Origin of the sequence: Actinobacillus equuli, assembly GCF_900636745.1 — a bacterium.
Taxonomy (GTDB): domain Bacteria; phylum Pseudomonadota; class Gammaproteobacteria; order Enterobacterales; family Pasteurellaceae; genus Actinobacillus; species Actinobacillus equuli.
The window spans coordinates 1,708,201-1,724,376 of the sequence record NZ_LR134310.1 but is presented as its reverse complement, the minus strand read 5'-3'; the positions used below and the strand labels follow the sequence as shown (position 1 = coordinate 1,724,376).

The following is a 16,176-nucleotide window of genomic DNA, read 5'->3' as shown; positions in this document are numbered from 1 at the left end:
GCTGCAAAAAATAAATAAAAAATAACCGCTTATGAGGCTATGCTCACTAAGCCCAAAAGGAAAATCACAATGAAATCGCTTCACCCATACCTTAACTCTTATTTCTTTGATGAATATGGCAGACGTCGTTATGCCAGCCAAGCTGTCTGTCGCAAAATTACAAAACGCTTAGGTTCTCCTAAAAGTAAACCCATTATCCCTCCTGTAAAGGTAGCGACAGAAGGACAAGCGGTCTATATTCGACTAAATCTTGCAAATAGCAATAAAGCCTTACAAGCTCGCTGGCAACTTCATTTAGAAAACGGTGAAACACGTTGCGGTAAAGTAAAACGTAATGCGATCAATTTACCGAAAGATCTGCCTCTCGGCTATCATCATTTACAGCTTGAAAGTGAACATTATTCACTTAACTGCCGTCTTATTATTACGCCGAAAACCGCTTTCCAACCGAAAGAATTACAACAAAAACAAAAATTATGGGGAGCAATTTTACAACTCTATACGCTTCGTTCCGAACATAACTGGGGCATTGGTGATTTTAGCGATTTGAAAACTTTCCTAAGTCGACTTGCTGAAAAAGGCGGTGATTTTGTTGGGTTAAATCCAATTCATGCGATTTTCCCAGCCAATCCGGAAAGTGCCAGCCCCTATAGCCCCTCATCTCGTTTATGGCAAAACATTATTTATATCGATGTAACCGCGATTGATGCCTTCCAACAATCTAGCGAAGCACAAGCTTGGTTTCATTCCGCAGAAATTCAACAACAGCTTATTGAGGCAAGAGTAAAAGACTACGTAGATTATTCGCAAGTAATACGCTTAAAACTCGAAGGGTTACGTTTAGCCTATGCTACTTTCGTTCAGCAAGACCAACAAGCTTTCGAACAATTTATCAATGAATACGGAGAAAGCCTAAAAGTGCAAGGCACATTCGACGCACTGCATTATTGGTTATCCAGCCAATTTAGCGAGCAATGGGGTTGGAATTTCTGGGCGCAAGAATATCAAGACTACGCTTCAAATGCGGTACAGGTATTCCAAACGGAACACAGCCAATTAGTTCGTTTCTATATGTGGTTGCAATTTGTGGCGCAACAACAATTAAAAGCGTGTAATCAATTGGCAAAAACACTCAATATGCCTATCGGCTTCTACCGTGATTTAGCGGTAGGTGTTGCCGATAACGGAGCAGAAACTTGGGCGGATAAAGAGTTATTTGTGCTAGATGCCTCTGTCGGTGCACCACCGGATATTATGGCGCCAAACGGACAGAATTGGGGATTATCGCCAATGCATCCGGAAGTATTGCAAAGCCGAGGATACCAGCCGTTTATTGATTTATTACGTGCCAATATGAAAGATTGCGGTGCATTACGTATCGACCATATTCTTGGTTTTGCACGTATGTGGTGGGTGGCAAAAGGTGATTCGGCTAAAAACGGCGCTTATGTGCGTTATCCGCTAGAAGATTTATTAGCAATTCTTGCCTTAGAAAGCCAACGAAACCAATGTTTAATCATCGCAGAAGCGCTTGGTACAGTTCCGAAAGGCATGCTACAGAAATTAGAAGACAAAGGTATTCTTGCTTATAACATTTTCTACTTTGAATGGGATCAGCACGGCAGTAAGCCATTAACTAATTATCCATATCAAGCGATGACTACACTCAGTACGCATGATTTACCGACCGTACAAGGCTACTGGAAAGGCTACGACTTTGATTTAGGTGAGAAATTCGGAGTTTATCCAAGTGAGAAAGTGCTTAATATTCTGAAACAGAGTCGCCATTTCAATAAAGAAGCGATTAGACAAGCGGTCGAAAAAGTCCAAGATCTTGCAAAAGATAGCGAAGGCGTAAACCTACAATTTGTGCACCAATTACAACGCTATGTGGCGGATACTAATTCTGCCTTATTTGGCACCCAGCCGGAAGATTGGCTAAATATGCTCGAGCCGGTAAATATTCCCGGAACAAGTAATGAATATCCGAATTGGCGTAGAAAATTAAGCCATACAATTAATGAGATTTTTAACCACGAGCAAATCAATCAACTACTTGATGCTTTCGAACAAAAACGGAATAGATAACAAAATAGCCACAAATTCTTGTGGCTATTTTTATAAATTGTAACTTATTTAAAATAGGAGGAACAGAACAAAACTTTGAAGTCATTCACATTTATTACATAAACTCCTCTTTATAGTAACGAACTTAATTTACTTTATTCACGTATATCACTAAAATACAACGCCTTTAGGCGATTTGTGATTTCCAAATTCAAACTTTTATAAGGTTACTTTTATATGTTGTGGTTCTTCTTTTGTGTAGCAGTTCTCGTACTAGGCTACTTTGTTTACGGAAAGATCATTGAAAAAATCTTCGTGATCAACCCGAAAAAAACAACACCGGCTTATGCGATGAACGATGGTGTTGACTATATGCCAATGTCAAAAACAAAAATTTGGCTCATTCAATTATTAAATATTGCAGGAACAGGTCCTATTTTTGGTCCAATCCTCGGCGCGCTATATGGTCCGGTTGCAATGCTTTGGATCGTAATCGGTTGTATTTTTGCCGGTGCGGTACATGACTACTTCTGTGGTATGTTAAGTATTCGTAACGGTGGCGCAACAATGCCGGCTTTAGCAGGTAAATTCTTAGGCCGCCCGGTTAAAGTATTCATCAACGTGATGGCTCTTGTTCTTCTTTTACTTGTTGGCGTGGTATTCGTAGCAAGTCCGGCACAATTAATGGCAACTATTACAATGGATGTCTTCGGTGCGACAGGCGGTACTTTACAACTAAACGATGCGGAAGCACTTCACCACGCAGTTGAAGCAGGCGGCTTAACGGTTTGGGGTATGGATAAAGCAACGGTTATCTCTGTTTGGACATTAATCATCTTTGCTTACTATATCTTAGCAACCTTACTTCCGATTGATAAAATCATCGGCCGAATCTACCCATTCTTCGGTGCATTATTACTGTTTATGTCTGTAGGTATGGTTTACGGTTTAATTACGTCCCATTTCAGTGCAACGGATCCAATTGAATTCTTCCGTACGATTAATGCAGACGGTCAAGGTTTAACATGGGAAAAATTCACTCAAAACTTCCAAGTGAAAGGTGATGTTCCAATTTGGCCTTTATTATTCTTAACTATTTCTTGTGGTGCATTATCAGGTTTCCATGCAACGCAAACCCCATTGATGGCACGTTGTGCGGAAAATGAAAGCGAAGGCCGTTTTATTTTCTACGGAGCAATGATTACCGAGGGGGTGATTGCATTAGTATGGTGTATGGTTGGTCTTGCATTCTATGAAAACCCACAAGCGTTACAAGATGCAATTTCTGCAGGTTCACCGTCTAAAGTGGTTTATGACAGCTCATTACACTTCTTAGGCTTTATCGGTGGTATTTTCGCAGTATTAGGCGTAGTAGTATTACCAATTACTTCAGGTGATACGGCATTCCGTGCTGCACGTTTACAATTGGCTGAACTCTTTAAAATTGATCAACGTTCATTAGCTAAACGCTTAATGATTGCAGTACCGTTATTCGCATTAGGCTTCGTGGTATCAAAAATTGACTTCAGTATCTTATGGCGTTACTTCACTTGGGCAAACCAAATGACAGCAATGGTAATGCTTTGGACTGCTGCGGCATATTTATATCGTTACAAAAAATTCCACTGGGTATGTTCAATTCCTGCATGGTTTATTACAACCGTATGCGCAACCTACTTGTTCTATAACAAAATCGGCTTCGGTTTAGATTATCAACTTTCTGTTTACTTAGGTTTTGCAACAACTGCTGTTTGTATCGTATTGTTCTTCACCATGCTTAAACCACTAGGCGAACGTGATGAAGATGCCTATGTAACAAATTAATCCATTGATTGATATTTTAAAAGCGGGGATAATTTCCTCGCTTTTTTATTTTAACCATTCACTTATATGCAATTCTTTGATACCCACACTCATCTAGATTATGTTGCGGAAAATCTCAATCTTTCCATTCCCCAACTTGTTGAAAATGCCAAACATGCAAATGTCACTCGCATTTTAATTGTGTCTGTATTTGCAGAAAATTTTGCAAAAGTAACCGCTTGTGCCGAGCAAGCACCAGAAGATTTAGTGTATGGATTAGGCTTACACCCGCTTTATATTCAACAACACCAAACGGTTCATTTAGATTATTTAGAATCGTTATTAGCACAACAAGACCCACAATGTACTGCAATTGCGGAAATTGGTTTAGAAAGAGCGGTAGAAACGCTTTGTACCCCCGAACTTTGGCATAAACAGTGTGAATTTTTAGAAGCACAACTTGCTTTTGCCAAGCGGTTTAATTTGCCGGTAAATTTACATTCGCGAAAAAGTCATGACCAACTTTCGGTATTTCTAAAAAAAGCCAATCTATCGCATACTGGAGTGATTCATGGATTTGCCGGAAGTTATGACCAAGCAAAACGCTTTATTGATTTAGGCTATAAAATTGGGGTGGGAGGTACAATTACCTATGCAAGAGCCAATAAAACCAGAGAGGCTATTCGTAAGCTACCTTTAGCAAGTTTATTACTAGAAACTGATTCACCCGATATGCCTGTATTTGGTTTTCAGGGAGAACCGAATCGACCGGAAAGGCTGAACGTAAGTTTTCAAGCGCTATGTGAATTACGTAACGAATCGCCACTAGAAATTGCTGAAACGATCTGGAAAACCAGCGAAGATTTATTTTGGTATAAATAAAAATAGGGCAAAATATTTTGCCCTATTTTCCATTTTATATAGCGACTCAATTAGTACGAAATCGTCACGGTTTTTACACCACAATTATTCTCGGCTACCTCTTCTTGAGACATAAACGGATAACGACATTGAATCTTTTGTTGACGAATTTCATTATCCGACATAGGCACCTGCGCACCAACTCGTAACTCTTCCGGAGAGAAGTTACTCACTAGCTTACCATTTTCATAAGTACCATTAACATCTTGACGACGCTTAGTCGATTTAGATTTTGTGGCAGAATGTGTTGTACTCTTCCCAAGTTTCGCTTCGCGAGATGCTGCAACAAATGATTTTTGTGTAACGCTCTTTTCTGGCTTATGGCGTTTTTCAATCATTTTATGCTGCTCATCAGGCTTGCTTGTTTTCAACAATTCTGTTTTTTCTTCTTTCTCAAGATGAATTACAGATTTCTCTTCTTTATCGACATGTGTTGTAGATACAGATTGCTCTTTCTTTTTATCTGTTACATCAACAACTTTTTCAGATTTATCAACATTCTCCGAAGAAACTTTACTTTCTTCGATCCCTTGTTCTGAAGATTTCTCCTCAGGTTTTTCTCCTGTTTGAGGCTGTTTTTGCTCTACGGGCATTTGACTAGAATCAGCATCCTGCTTTTTCGCATCATCAAAACATCCAGCTAAGAGAAAACTTACCCCTAAAGCGGCTAATAAGTTTTTCATTTTAAATTTCATTCCTAATAAGACAAAAGGTAAGCAAACAAAAGAGCTTACTTACCTTGATATATTATTATAATTATCGCATAGTTACAAATTCTTCTGATCCTGTTGGATGGATCGCCACAGTGTTATCAAAATCAGCTTTTGTTGCTCCCATTTTAATCGCTACGGCAAATCCTTGAATCATTTCATCAACGCCGAAACCGATGCCATGTAAGCCGACTATTTTCTCTTCTTGACCGACACAAACCAGTTTCATTCGGCAAGGTTGGCGATGTTGTGTTACCGCAGTATACATTGCCGTAAATGAAGATTTATACACTTTTACATTTTCAGCACCATACTGCTCAATTGCTTGCGGCTCGGTTAAGCCGACCGTGCCGATAGGCGGGTGGCTAAATACAACCGTTGGCACTAAATTGTAATCTAAATGTTCATTCGGTTTATTGTTAAATAAACGTTCAGATAAACGGCGACCCGCTGCTACCGCTACAGGTGTTAATTCAATACCGCCTTCAATAATATCACCAACCGCATAAATATTCGGTACATTGGTATTTTGGAATTTATCTACGATAATTTGACCTTTAGCGTTGGTTTTCACGCCTACTGCATCAAGATTGATTTTATCACACACCGGCTCACGACCAATTGCCCAAATTAAGCAATCCACAGTTGTTTCTCTGCCATCCGCTAATTTTAATACTAGCGAACCGTCAGCATTCTTACTTACTTCTTGCGGAATCGCTTGAGTATGTAGCGTGATACCATCTTGTGCTAAGACTTCCACTAACGTTTCAACAATCAGAGGATCTTGATTACGTAACGGAGCGTGTTGACGTACAAATAAATGCGTTTCAGAACCGAGACTATTTAATACACCGGCAATTTCAACCGCAATGTAGCCGGCGCCGACTACCGCAACACGTTTCGGTAATTCACGTAATGCAAAGAACCCGTCAGAATCAATACCGTACTCTGCGCCTTTAACCGCCGGAATCGACGGACGACCGCCGGTTGCGATTAAAATATGATCCGCAGTAATTTGTTCTGTACTGCCGTCCGCATAAGTGACTTCCACTGTTTTGCTATCAACAAACTTGGCAAAACCATTAAATACATCAACATTATTTTTAGCTAAGACATTGTTGTATGAGGTATGAATACGAGAAATATAGGCTTCACGACTTTCGATTAATTTCGCAAAATCGAAATTATTTACCGTCACATCAAAACCGTAATCAGGCGCATAGCTGTTAATTGCTTCTGCGATATGCGCACCGTAAAACATCACTTTTTTAGGCACACAGCCCACGTTCACACAAGTACCGCCGAGATATTTCGCTTCAATGATCGCACATTTTTTACCATAACTTGCCGCACGATTGATTGAAGCAATACCACCGCTGCCGCCGCCAATGGCTAAATAGTCATAATGTTTTGTCATAATCTTCCCTACTATAAATAAAATAAAAGCGGTTTAATTCTAACCGCTTTTTGTAAAAATGCATTAAATTATTGTGATAGGCCTAATGCTGTTTTGAACTGACTGCCGATGAATGCGAGATCTTATCCGTATAAGCCATCGCTACTGCTGAAATTAAGAACGTCACATGAATAATCACCTGCCATTGCATAGTTTTTTCATCTAAATTTGCCGCATTGATAAAGGTTTGCAGTAAATGAATAGAAGAAATACTAATAATCGACATCCCCAATTTCACTTTTAATACCGAAGCATTCACATGATGAAGCCATTCAGGTTGATCCGGATGATCATCCACATGAAGTTTTGACACGAATGTCTCATAACCGCCGACAATTACCATAATTAATAAGTTAGCAATCATCACCACGTCAATGAGGTTTAATACCGTTAGCATAATCGTATTTTCGTCCATGACACCAAGGTTTACAATTAAGTTATAAAGTGATTTCATAAACTTATAAGCGTAAATGCCTTGCACGACAATTAAGCCTAAATAAATTGGCAATTGCAGCCAACGGCTTGCAAAAATAATCTTATTTAAAATTGAATTATTAACAGATTGCATACTTCCTCAATATAAGCATCATAAAAAAAAGCGGGCTAATTCTAACAACTTTTGGTAAAAGTTTTAATAAATTAGACCGCTTGTTTAACAAATATTACAATTACTTTTTAAAACCCTGTCCGTTATTCCATGAAACGGTATAGTTAAGCGGTAAACGGCTACTCGGTAGTGCTGCTGTCGCAGCTTTGCCAATCGCTAATAGCATCACTGGCAAATAGCGTTCGGCATCTACATCGAGTGCGGTTAATACGGCAGAACGATCAAACACCCCAATAGCATGAGTATCATAGCCCTTATCTTTGGCAATCAGCATAAACTGCATAGCGGCTAAACTCGTGTCGGTGATCACTTGATCACGGATATCTTGTTCACTCGAAGCATTATGTACACTGAGTAGAAAATCCAATGAACGTTGCTTAAATTGAGCATGTAAACAACCTGTCTCAATCGAACGTTCCAAAATATCATCCAGTAACAACTGATATTGTAAATCCGCTAGTACTAAAATCACTGCTGAAGCCGTTTCACATGGCGGTGCATTAAATGCAACAGAACCCAGTAATTTATTTTTTTGCACAGCATCGTCCACCACTACAAAGCGCCATGGTTGTAAATTCGCTTTAGAGGGCGCAAGCTGTGTCAGTGCTAACATTTCTTCCAGCTCTTGGCGCTCAATCTTCACATTAGGATTAAAAACTTTGATGGTTTTGCGCTGTTCAATAACATTCTTTAGTTCCATTTTTCATTCCTTCTACAAATTATTTTTATCAGTGTACGTTTAGCTAAAATAAAGAGAAATAGTCTAAATGAGGTATTTAAAACTTTTTATGAACTAGATCAAAAACCAAACAAGCGGTTAAATTTGCAAATTTTCTCGCAAATTTAACCGCTTGTTCAGCTAGAAAATAGTACGTAGTAAGCCGGTTGCAGCAATAGAAATAATCACCGTGGGAAATAAGGAAAATTTCATCATTGCCAAACAAGTAAGGATGACAGCAATCGTATTGGCAATATCGCCGGACATAATGGTCGGGGCAATAACGGAAATTAAAACACAACCCGGAACAGCTTCCATTACTTTCTCTGTTGTGCGACTTAATTTTCGATTTCGCAGCACAAGAAAGCCAAGAATGCGAGTAAGATAAGTCGAGAACGCCATTAAAATAATCGTGAAGAAAACACTCGATGCCATTATTTATCCTCTCTTAATGCAAAGAAAGGCGGATAAAATCCCCGACAATGCGCCTGCCAGCACATACCAAGCGCCCTCAACCGTATGGAAAACCAATCCTGCTACCAACAGACTAACAAACCATGGTCGAGCAAATGAAAACGACTTCCACATTCCTTTTAACATTACTAAAAAGATGGCGGTAAAAGACATATCGAAACCGTATTTCTCTAGATCACCGACAAAAGGCCCGATATAAGCGCCTAACATACTGGAACTCACCCACATAATATAAAGGCTGATTGCCGTTCCCATATAATAGGGAATACTAATTGCTTTTTGCGGGCGTTTCTGCGCATCGGCTAAATTCATCGCCCATACTTCGTCCGTCATAAAAAAGAGTAAGCCGAGCGATTTCAAACGACCGATGTTTTTCATATAAAGAGATAACGCCGCCCCCATAATAATATGACGGCTATTAATCAACATTGAAACAGCAACAATAACGCTGATGGCAAGCGGATGATTCCAAAGATTCACGGCAGCAAATTCCGAACCGCCGGCAAAATTCAACCCCGTTAACAAGCCGATTTCGTAAAACGGCATACCTTTTTGTGAAGCTTGAGCGCCAAGCACAAGCCCTAATGGAATAAAGCCAAGTGTCATCGGAGAGACTTCCTTTACTCCACGGAAAAATTCATGATGTTGCATAATTTAATTTTTATTTTATGAAAAGTAGGCTATTCAGCCCAAGCTTCCGGTGTAAGTTGCTTGCCAAAATGGCTTTCAATTAAACGGGCGGTAATCGCACTTTGTGGGTTTAACAGGAGGTCTTTGGTTTTACCATACTCTACCACTTCCCCCTCATGCATAACCATTAATTTATCCGCAATATGCTTAATTAAACCTAAATTCTGTCCGACATAGATAATTGAAATGCCCAAACGTTCTTGGAGGGTAAGCATTAAATTAGTCAGTTGTGTTCTCACTGAAAAATCTAATGTACTTAGCGTATCGTCTGCAATCAGGATTTCAGGCTCTAAAATCAGCGCCCGAGCCAAAGCAATACGTTGTTTCTGGCTGCTTGAAGTGTCTTTAATATGAATCAAGGCGTGTTCCGGATACATTCCGACTAATTTTAAGATATGAAAGATACGTTCATTACGTTCGGCTTCGCTGAGATCTGTTGCCAAACGTAGCGGAGCATCTAAGATTTGCCCGATGTTATAGTTAGGATCAAAAGCATAATTCGGGTCTTGGAACATCATTCGAATATGACGAGTACGGAATTGGTAATCGCCGAATTTTAATTTTTTGCCACGGAATAGCATACTTCCGGAAGTCGGCTTGGTTAAGCCGACAATCATTTTTGATAAAGTCGATTTTCCCGCACCGTTTTCACCAATAATCGCCAGCGTCTCACGTTTATTTAAGCTAAAAGAGACTTCTTTTACCGCATAAAAATCTTGCTTGCGAAATAAACTTATTCGGTCAGTAAAACGTTTACTGAGATTTTGAATTTCTAATAATGCCATAACAGTAATAGATAATAGAAAAAAGATAATTTGAACGAATAATTATTGATTATCCTTTTTCAATTATCAATGAAAAAGACCGCCGATAAGCGGTCTTTTTTGGTTAACTTTTTACAATCTGAAATTATAAAACGTTTACACAGTTTAAATCTTCGAAAGATTGCTCTAAGCGTTTAGACATAGATTCTTCCATTTTACGTAACCAAACACGTGGATCGTAGTATTTTTTGTTTGGAGAATCTGGACCTTCTGGGTTACCTAATTGACCTTGTAAGTATGCTTCGTTCGCTTTGTAGAATTGAAGAATACCGTCCCAAGATGCCCATTGCGTATCTGTATCGATGTTCATTTTGATCGCACCGTAGCTGATCGCTTCACGGATTTCTTCACGTGATGAACCTGAACCGCCGTGGAATACGAAGTCGATTGATTTCGCAGGAAGGTTACGCTCTTTAGAAACGAACTCTTGTGATGCACCTAAGATTGAAGGTTTTAATTTTACGTTACCTGGTTTGTAAACGCCGTGTACGTTACCGAATGCCGCAGCAACAGTGAAACGTGGGCTTACTGGGTTTAATTGGTCGTAAACGTATAACACGTCTTCAGGTTGAGTATATAATTTAGACTCTTCAACATCTGAGTTATCTACACCATCTTCTTCACCACCGGTAATACCGATTTCGATTTCAAGTGTCATACCCATTTTATCCATACGAGCTAAGTACTCACGGCAGATTGCCATGTTTTCTTCCATTGGCTCTTCTGAAAGGTCGATCATGTGAGAAGAGAATAAAGGTTTACCTGTTTCCGCAAAGTGTTTTTCACCCGCTTCTAATAAACCGTCAATCCACGGAAGTAATTTTTTCGCAGCGTGGTCAGTATGAAGAATTACCGGTACACCGTACTCTTCTGCTAACGCGTGAACGTGTTTCGCACCTGCGATTGCACCTAAAACATCTGCACGAGCACCTGATGCTGGTTTGATACCTTTACCTGCATAGAATTGTGCACCACCGTTAGAGAACTGAACGATCACGGGTGCTTTTACACGTGCTGCAGTTTCTAATACTGCATTTACAGAGTCAGAACCTACACAGTTTACCGCCGGAATTGCAAAATTGTTTGCTTTAGCATAAGCGAATACTTTTTGAACGTCGTCGCCTGTTACTACACCCGGTTTTACGATGTCTAATAATGCCATTTTTGAGTTTCCTATAGTGTTTGATAGATTTGGTAGGACGCAAGGCATTGCGTCCTTCTTAAATTTTGTAACGGACACGAAGTTTCATGTCCCTACAAGCGGTCGAATTTTGCAAAAATTTTGCGAATTTTGACCGCTTGTTATTAAGAATTAGCCGTTTGCACGTTTCTCTAAGATTTCAACTGCCGGTAATACTTTGCCTTCTACGAATTCTAAGAACGCACCGCCACCTGTTGAGATGTAAGAGATTTTATCTGCAATACCGAATAAATCGATCGCCGCTAACGTATCACCGCCACCTGCGATAGAGAATGCACCGTTTGCCGTTGCTTCAGCGATTGCGTTTGAAATCACTTCAGTACCTTTACGGAAGTTAGGGAATTCAAATACGCCAACCGGACCATTCCAAAGAATCGTTTTTGCAGATTTGATGATATTTGCTAATTCTTCTGCTGATTTATCACCGATATCAAAAATTGATTCGTCCGCTTGAACTTCAGATACGGCTTTTTCTGTTGCCGGAGCGGTTTCAGAGAATTCTGTACCTACACGTACATCAACAGGAACTGGGATATTAGTTGCTGCAGCTAAACGTTTTGCTTCAGGGATTAAATCTTCTTCATATAAAGATTTACCTACAGGGTGACCTTCTGCTGCGATGAAAGTATTTGCGATACCGCCACCAACGATTAATTGGTCTGCGATTTTTGAAAGGCTGTCTAAAACAGTTAATTTAGTAGAAACTTTTGAACCGCCTACGATTGCTAACATCGGGCGTTGTGGCTCTTTTAATGCTTTACCTAAAGCATCTAATTCTGCCGCTAATAACGGGCCAGCACATGCAACCGGTGCAAATTGTGCAACACCGTAAGTAGAACCTTCAGCACGGTGTGCTGTACCAAATGCGTCCATTACGAAAACATCACAAAGTGCCGCATATTTTTTTGCTAGTTCAGGATCGTTTTTCTTCTCACCTTTATTGATACGTACGTTTTCAAGCACAACGATTTCGTTTTCCGCAACATCAACACCGTCTAAGTAGTCACGTACTAAGCGTACCGGCACACCTAAATCTGATGCATTTAAATAATCAACCACAGGTTGTAAAGAGTTTGCTTCTTCGAATACACCTTCAGTTGGACGACCTAAGTGAGAAGTTACCATTACTTTAGCACCTTTTTGTAATGCTAATTTTAAGGTAGGAATGGTTGCACGAATACGTGCATCAGATGTCACTTTGCCATCTTTTACCGGTACGTTTAAATCAGCACGGATAAATAAACGTTTGCCAGCAAGATCAAGGTCTGCCATTTTAATAACTGACATAGTAAGTTCCTCTTTTTTAAGTTTCAAAAATAAAACAGCATGATTATATCATTTTCTACCCATTTTGGGCGAATGTAGATCAAATTCTTGCACAATTTTGCAAAAAACAATCGATTTTTGAGCGCTTATTTGACCTCTTTTACTCCAAATGGAGTGCTACCACCAAGTGGTCCAGAAGAAATACGACAAGCAGCCAAGAATTAACACACAAGCGAGATTCATAATTAACCCGACTTTAACCATCTCACTTTGTTTTATATAGCCGGTAGCAAACACAATGGCATTTGGCGGTGTGGCAATCGGTAACATAAAGGCAGCGGAAGCACCACAAGCAATAATTGCCGCTAGTGAAATCGGTGGCAAACCGAGAGAGTTTGCTACCGAAATAAAAATCGGCATCATCAACGCGGCACTTGCGGTATTTGAAGTAAATTCGGTTAAAAACACAATAAACGCCGCCATAGAAAGCGTCATAATGAGCCAGTGCTTATTACCGATATAATTTACGATACCGTCAGCCAGAATTTTACTTGCACCGGTATCTTTCAACACGATCCCAAGGGTTAAACCGCCACCAAATAACATTAATACGCCCCACTCTGCGCGTTCTTGAATTTGCGCCCATGTTGCCGTATTCGTAATGCAAAGCACGACAACTGCAACCATTGCAATCACCGCATCAAAACTTTTAATTGATTCCTTTAATGCAAAAGCTTGGCGTACAACAGGTTCAATCACGCTACTAAAGGTTAATAAAATTGCGGTCACGCAAAAAACAACTAATGTCGTTAAACGTTGTGCCGTTAATGGAATTTGTTCAACTTTTGCTTCAAACGGCACATTAAAGTTCGGGCGTAGCACAACTAATAATGAAAACACCATCGCAATCATTAATAACACAGCTACTGGCATACCATACGCAAGCCATTCAGAAAATGACACTTTAATATAAGAGGCTAAAATCGCATTAGGCGCTGATCCGACCAAAGTTCCCATCCCACCGATACTTGAGCTAAAAGCAATGCCAAGCAATACAAATACATATAATCTGCGATGTTGTTGAAAATCTAACTGATGCAAAATCCCAAGCGTTAAAGGCAACATTAACGCCGCAACCGCCGTATTATTAATAAATAACGAAAGCCCTGCCGTAACACCAAATAAATAGATAACGGTAAGTTTTAAATTACCTTTGGCTAAACGAATCACATGGTTTGCGATCCATAAATCGATTTTCTGCAAATTAAGTACGGCAGCAATAACAAAACCACCAAAAAACATAAAGATAATCGGTTCAGAGAAAGGAGCGAAAGCCGCTTTGGTTGATAAGACATTCAGGAAAATGGCAAAAATAGGCACCATTAAAGAGGTAACAGTAATATTGAAAGCTTCGGTTAGCCATAAAATGCCGACAAAAATAAGCAATGCCAGCCCTCGATTCTCTTGCGGATTAAATGGTAGCAGTTTAATTAACGCAAAAAACAGTATCAGATCCAGCAATAAAATTATCATGCCCCTTATTGGGCTTTTAGTTGTTTTTGACATAGTTATACCTCTTATTGTTTGCATATTGGTCTTTTATAGACCTTAAATTCGACAATAGCGTATTTTTATCAAAAGTAAAGAGATAAAACGGAAAATCAACTAATTATTTTATCTAGAGTACTCCATTAACTAATTACGCAAAAACAATTACCTTTTTGCTAGAAAATTGAATATAAACTTAAAATCAACAAATAAATATTCACTTTATAAAATAAAAAAGCGTAGCCGATACGCTACGCTTTTCAGAATTCAATCAATTTATTTCAACCAGAAGAAATAACCGATAAGAGAGATGGCTAGAATACAAACGATACTAAGTTTATACGAACGTAACATATCGCTTTGTTTTACAATACCCGTACTAAATGCAATCGCATTCGGCGGCGTACCCACCGGCATCATAAAGGCACATGAAGCACCAAAGCCGATAATTAAGGCAAATGCACGAGGGTCAAGGTTTAATGACTCTGCAATTGAGATAAAAATCGGTACAAGCAATGCCGCACTTGCCGTATTTGACGTAAATTCGGTTAAACACACGATAAACGCTGCGATAATCAAGCAAATAATGTAGTAGTGTTTACCTTCAATTAATGAAACGATACCTTCCGCCATAATTTTACTCGCACCGGTATGACTTAACACATAACTTAAGGTTAAACCGCCACCGAATAAGAACAACACGCCCCATTCGGTTCCTTCTTGTAATTGATTCCAAGTCGTGACACGTGAAGCACATAAAGCAAGTGCCGCCACCATTGCAACCATACTATCGAAATTACCGATATTTTTTGATAATCCTAGCAATGGTGAAATAAAGCTATTTACTTGTTGCCCAAAAACCCAACAAAGCGCAATCACTACGAAAATACTTAGGGTAATCAGACGTTTACGGTTCATTGGAATATCTTCCGCATGATATTCGAAACTACCTGAAAACTTCGGACGGAAATTAAAATACAACACCACTAATGCCATTGGTAATAAGATAGCCACCATCGGCAAACCATAGAGTAACCATTCGGCAAAGCCAATGCCTAATTGTGATGCAGCAATTGCATTCGGAGGACTACCAACTAAAGTCCCCATACCGCCAAGCCCCGCACTATAAGCAATACCTAAAATCACAAAAGCGAATGTGTTGTGATCTCGTTCTTTATCCATATTGCTTAATAAACCTAAGGCTAGCGGTAACATCATTGCGGCGGTTGCGGTGTTACTCATCCACATTGAAAGCACGGCTGTCACAAGGAAAAGATAGAGCACAGCAACAAATAAATTGCCTTTGGCAAGCGCCATTATTTTGTTGGCAATTAATTTATCAATTTTCTGAATATGTAGTGCTGTTGCTAACGCAAAACCACCAAAGAAGAGAAAAATTGTCGGATCAGCAAACGCCACTAACGCTTGCTTAGATTCAACTAAACCTAAAAAGACCGACAGAACCGGAATAAATAATGCGGTAATAGTGACGTGCATTGCTTCCGTAAGCCATAACACAGCCACAAAAGCAAGCAAAGCAAGTGCTTTAGTCGGAGCCGGCTCGAAAGGTAAAAAGTTAAGTAATGCCAAAAACAGAATAACATCAAGAATATAAATGATGGTATTTCGACGATTTTTAGCTACATCTTCTTTAAATTGCTTAGCTTCAGACATCAATGTCCCTCATGTTTCGAATTTGATTAGAATGTTATGATTTATTTAAAACGAGGTGACTATATCAAAAAATCATTTCAAAAAAATAACCAAAATAAAAAAACATGAGGTATATCATAATTTTTAGTAAGAAATTTAAACAGGTACAACCAATTTATATAAAAAACGCCCTATTCCGGTTTATATTTAAACCAATAAATAAGGCGTAAGCAGTTGA

At 39.3% G+C, this 16,176-nt stretch carries 14 protein-coding genes; 3 read left to right on the top strand and 11 right to left on the bottom strand.

Going from position 1 to position 16,176, the window contains the following annotated elements; all coding sequences use genetic code 11:
* Nucleotides 1-69 precede the first annotated feature (69 nt).
* From malQ to EL121_RS08155, 3 genes are all read left to right on the top strand, one after another.
* Nucleotides 70-2,088, top strand: a complete 2,019-nt coding sequence (gene malQ, locus EL121_RS08165) for a 4-alpha-glucanotransferase (RefSeq protein WP_039196027.1) — start codon at nt 70-72, stop codon at nt 2,086-2,088.
* A 216-nt stretch (nt 2,089-2,304) separates the two neighbouring features.
* The gene (locus EL121_RS08160; RefSeq protein ID WP_039196025.1) at nt 2,305-3,891 is read left to right on the top strand and encodes a carbon starvation CstA family protein; all 1,587 of its coding nucleotides are present in this window, start codon (nt 2,305-2,307) and stop codon (nt 3,889-3,891) included.
* Between the two features lie 66 nt (nt 3,892-3,957).
* Nucleotides 3,958-4,752 (top strand): TatD family hydrolase, encoded by a 795-nt coding sequence (locus EL121_RS08155; RefSeq protein ID WP_039196023.1) that lies wholly within the window; start codon nt 3,958-3,960, stop codon nt 4,750-4,752.
* Nucleotides 4,753-4,802: 50 nt separating this feature from the next.
* Here EL121_RS08155 and EL121_RS08150 read toward each other — a convergent pair whose 3' ends face one another.
* The 11 genes from EL121_RS08150 to EL121_RS08100 form a co-directional block, all read right to left on the bottom strand.
* A complete protein-coding gene (locus tag EL121_RS08150; RefSeq protein WP_039196021.1) occupies nt 4,803-5,474 on the bottom strand; it encodes a hypothetical protein in 672 nt (223 codons plus the stop codon).
* A 73-nt stretch (nt 5,475-5,547) separates the two neighbouring features.
* Nucleotides 5,548-6,918: a glutathione-disulfide reductase gene (gene gorA, locus EL121_RS08145; protein ID WP_039196020.1), complete on the bottom strand. Its 1,371-nt coding sequence runs from the start codon at nt 6,916-6,918 to the stop codon at nt 5,548-5,550.
* Between the two features lie 82 nt (nt 6,919-7,000).
* Nucleotides 7,001-7,525 (bottom strand): TIGR00645 family protein, encoded by a 525-nt coding sequence (locus tag EL121_RS08140; protein ID WP_039196018.1) that lies wholly within the window; start codon nt 7,523-7,525, stop codon nt 7,001-7,003.
* A 100-nt stretch (nt 7,526-7,625) separates the two neighbouring features.
* Nucleotides 7,626-8,264 (bottom strand): nitroreductase family protein, encoded by a 639-nt coding sequence (locus EL121_RS08135; protein ID WP_039196016.1) that lies wholly within the window; start codon nt 8,262-8,264, stop codon nt 7,626-7,628.
* A 159-nt stretch (nt 8,265-8,423) separates the two neighbouring features.
* Nucleotides 8,424-8,717, bottom strand: coding sequence for an AzlD family protein (locus EL121_RS08130; protein ID WP_039196014.1), 294 nt, complete (start codon nt 8,715-8,717; stop codon nt 8,424-8,426).
* A 3-nt stretch (nt 8,718-8,720) separates the two neighbouring features.
* Nucleotides 8,721-9,407: an AzlC family ABC transporter permease gene (locus EL121_RS08125; protein ID WP_156112310.1), complete on the bottom strand. Its 687-nt coding sequence runs from the start codon at nt 9,405-9,407 to the stop codon at nt 8,721-8,723.
* Between the two features lie 29 nt (nt 9,408-9,436).
* Complete coding sequence (locus tag EL121_RS08120; protein ID WP_005621993.1) at nt 9,437-10,231, bottom strand: peptide ABC transporter ATP-binding protein; 795 nt, start codon at nt 10,229-10,231, stop codon at nt 9,437-9,439.
* Between the two features lie 124 nt (nt 10,232-10,355).
* On the bottom strand, nt 10,356-11,432 hold the full coding sequence (fbaA, locus tag EL121_RS08115) for a class II fructose-bisphosphate aldolase (protein WP_039196010.1): 1,077 nt from the start codon (nt 11,430-11,432) through the stop codon (nt 10,356-10,358).
* A 150-nt stretch (nt 11,433-11,582) separates the two neighbouring features.
* Nucleotides 11,583-12,758: a phosphoglycerate kinase gene (locus EL121_RS08110; protein ID WP_039196008.1), complete on the bottom strand. Its 1,176-nt coding sequence runs from the start codon at nt 12,756-12,758 to the stop codon at nt 11,583-11,585.
* 156 nt (nt 12,759-12,914) lie between these two features.
* Entirely contained in the window at nt 12,915-14,270 is a 1,356-nt protein-coding gene (locus tag EL121_RS08105; protein ID WP_039196006.1) for an SLC13 family permease, read from the bottom strand.
* A 291-nt stretch (nt 14,271-14,561) separates the two neighbouring features.
* A complete protein-coding gene (locus EL121_RS08100) occupies nt 14,562-15,959 on the bottom strand; it encodes an SLC13 family permease (protein WP_039196004.1) in 1,398 nt (465 codons plus the stop codon).
* Between the last annotated feature and the right edge of the window lie 217 nt (nt 15,960-16,176).

Bases quoted from the DNA above. Each gene is read 5' to 3' on its own strand.
- malQ (WP_039196027.1), top strand. From the start codon at position 70: ATGAAATCGCTTCACCCATACCTTAACTCTTATTTCTTTGATGAATAT.
- EL121_RS08160 (WP_039196025.1), top strand. From the start codon at position 2,305: ATGTTGTGGTTCTTCTTTTGTGTAGCAGTTCTCGTACTAGGCTACTTT.
- EL121_RS08155 (WP_039196023.1), top strand. From the start codon at position 3,958: ATGCAATTCTTTGATACCCACACTCATCTAGATTATGTTGCGGAAAAT.
- EL121_RS08150 (WP_039196021.1), bottom strand. From the start codon at position 5,474: ATGAAAAACTTATTAGCCGCTTTAGGGGTAAGTTTTCTCTTAGCTGGA.
- gorA (WP_039196020.1), bottom strand. From the start codon at position 6,918: ATGACAAAACATTATGACTATTTAGCCATTGGCGGCGGCAGCGGTGGT.
- EL121_RS08140 (WP_039196018.1), bottom strand. From the start codon at position 7,525: ATGCAATCTGTTAATAATTCAATTTTAAATAAGATTATTTTTGCAAGC.
- EL121_RS08135 (WP_039196016.1), bottom strand. From the start codon at position 8,264: ATGGAACTAAAGAATGTTATTGAACAGCGCAAAACCATCAAAGTTTTT.
- EL121_RS08130 (WP_039196014.1), bottom strand. From the start codon at position 8,717: ATGGCATCGAGTGTTTTCTTCACGATTATTTTAATGGCGTTCTCGACT.
- EL121_RS08125 (WP_156112310.1), bottom strand. From the start codon at position 9,407: ATGCAACATCATGAATTTTTCCGTGGAGTAAAGGAAGTCTCTCCGATG.
- EL121_RS08120 (WP_005621993.1), bottom strand. From the start codon at position 10,231: ATGGCATTATTAGAAATTCAAAATCTCAGTAAACGTTTTACTGACCGA.
- fbaA (WP_039196010.1), bottom strand. From the start codon at position 11,432: ATGGCATTATTAGACATCGTAAAACCGGGTGTAGTAACAGGCGACGAC.
- EL121_RS08110 (WP_039196008.1), bottom strand. From the start codon at position 12,758: ATGTCAGTTATTAAAATGGCAGACCTTGATCTTGCTGGCAAACGTTTA.
- EL121_RS08105 (WP_039196006.1), bottom strand. From the start codon at position 14,270: ATGATAATTTTATTGCTGGATCTGATACTGTTTTTTGCGTTAATTAAA.
- EL121_RS08100 (WP_039196004.1), bottom strand. From the start codon at position 15,959: ATGTCTGAAGCTAAGCAATTTAAAGAAGATGTAGCTAAAAATCGTCGA.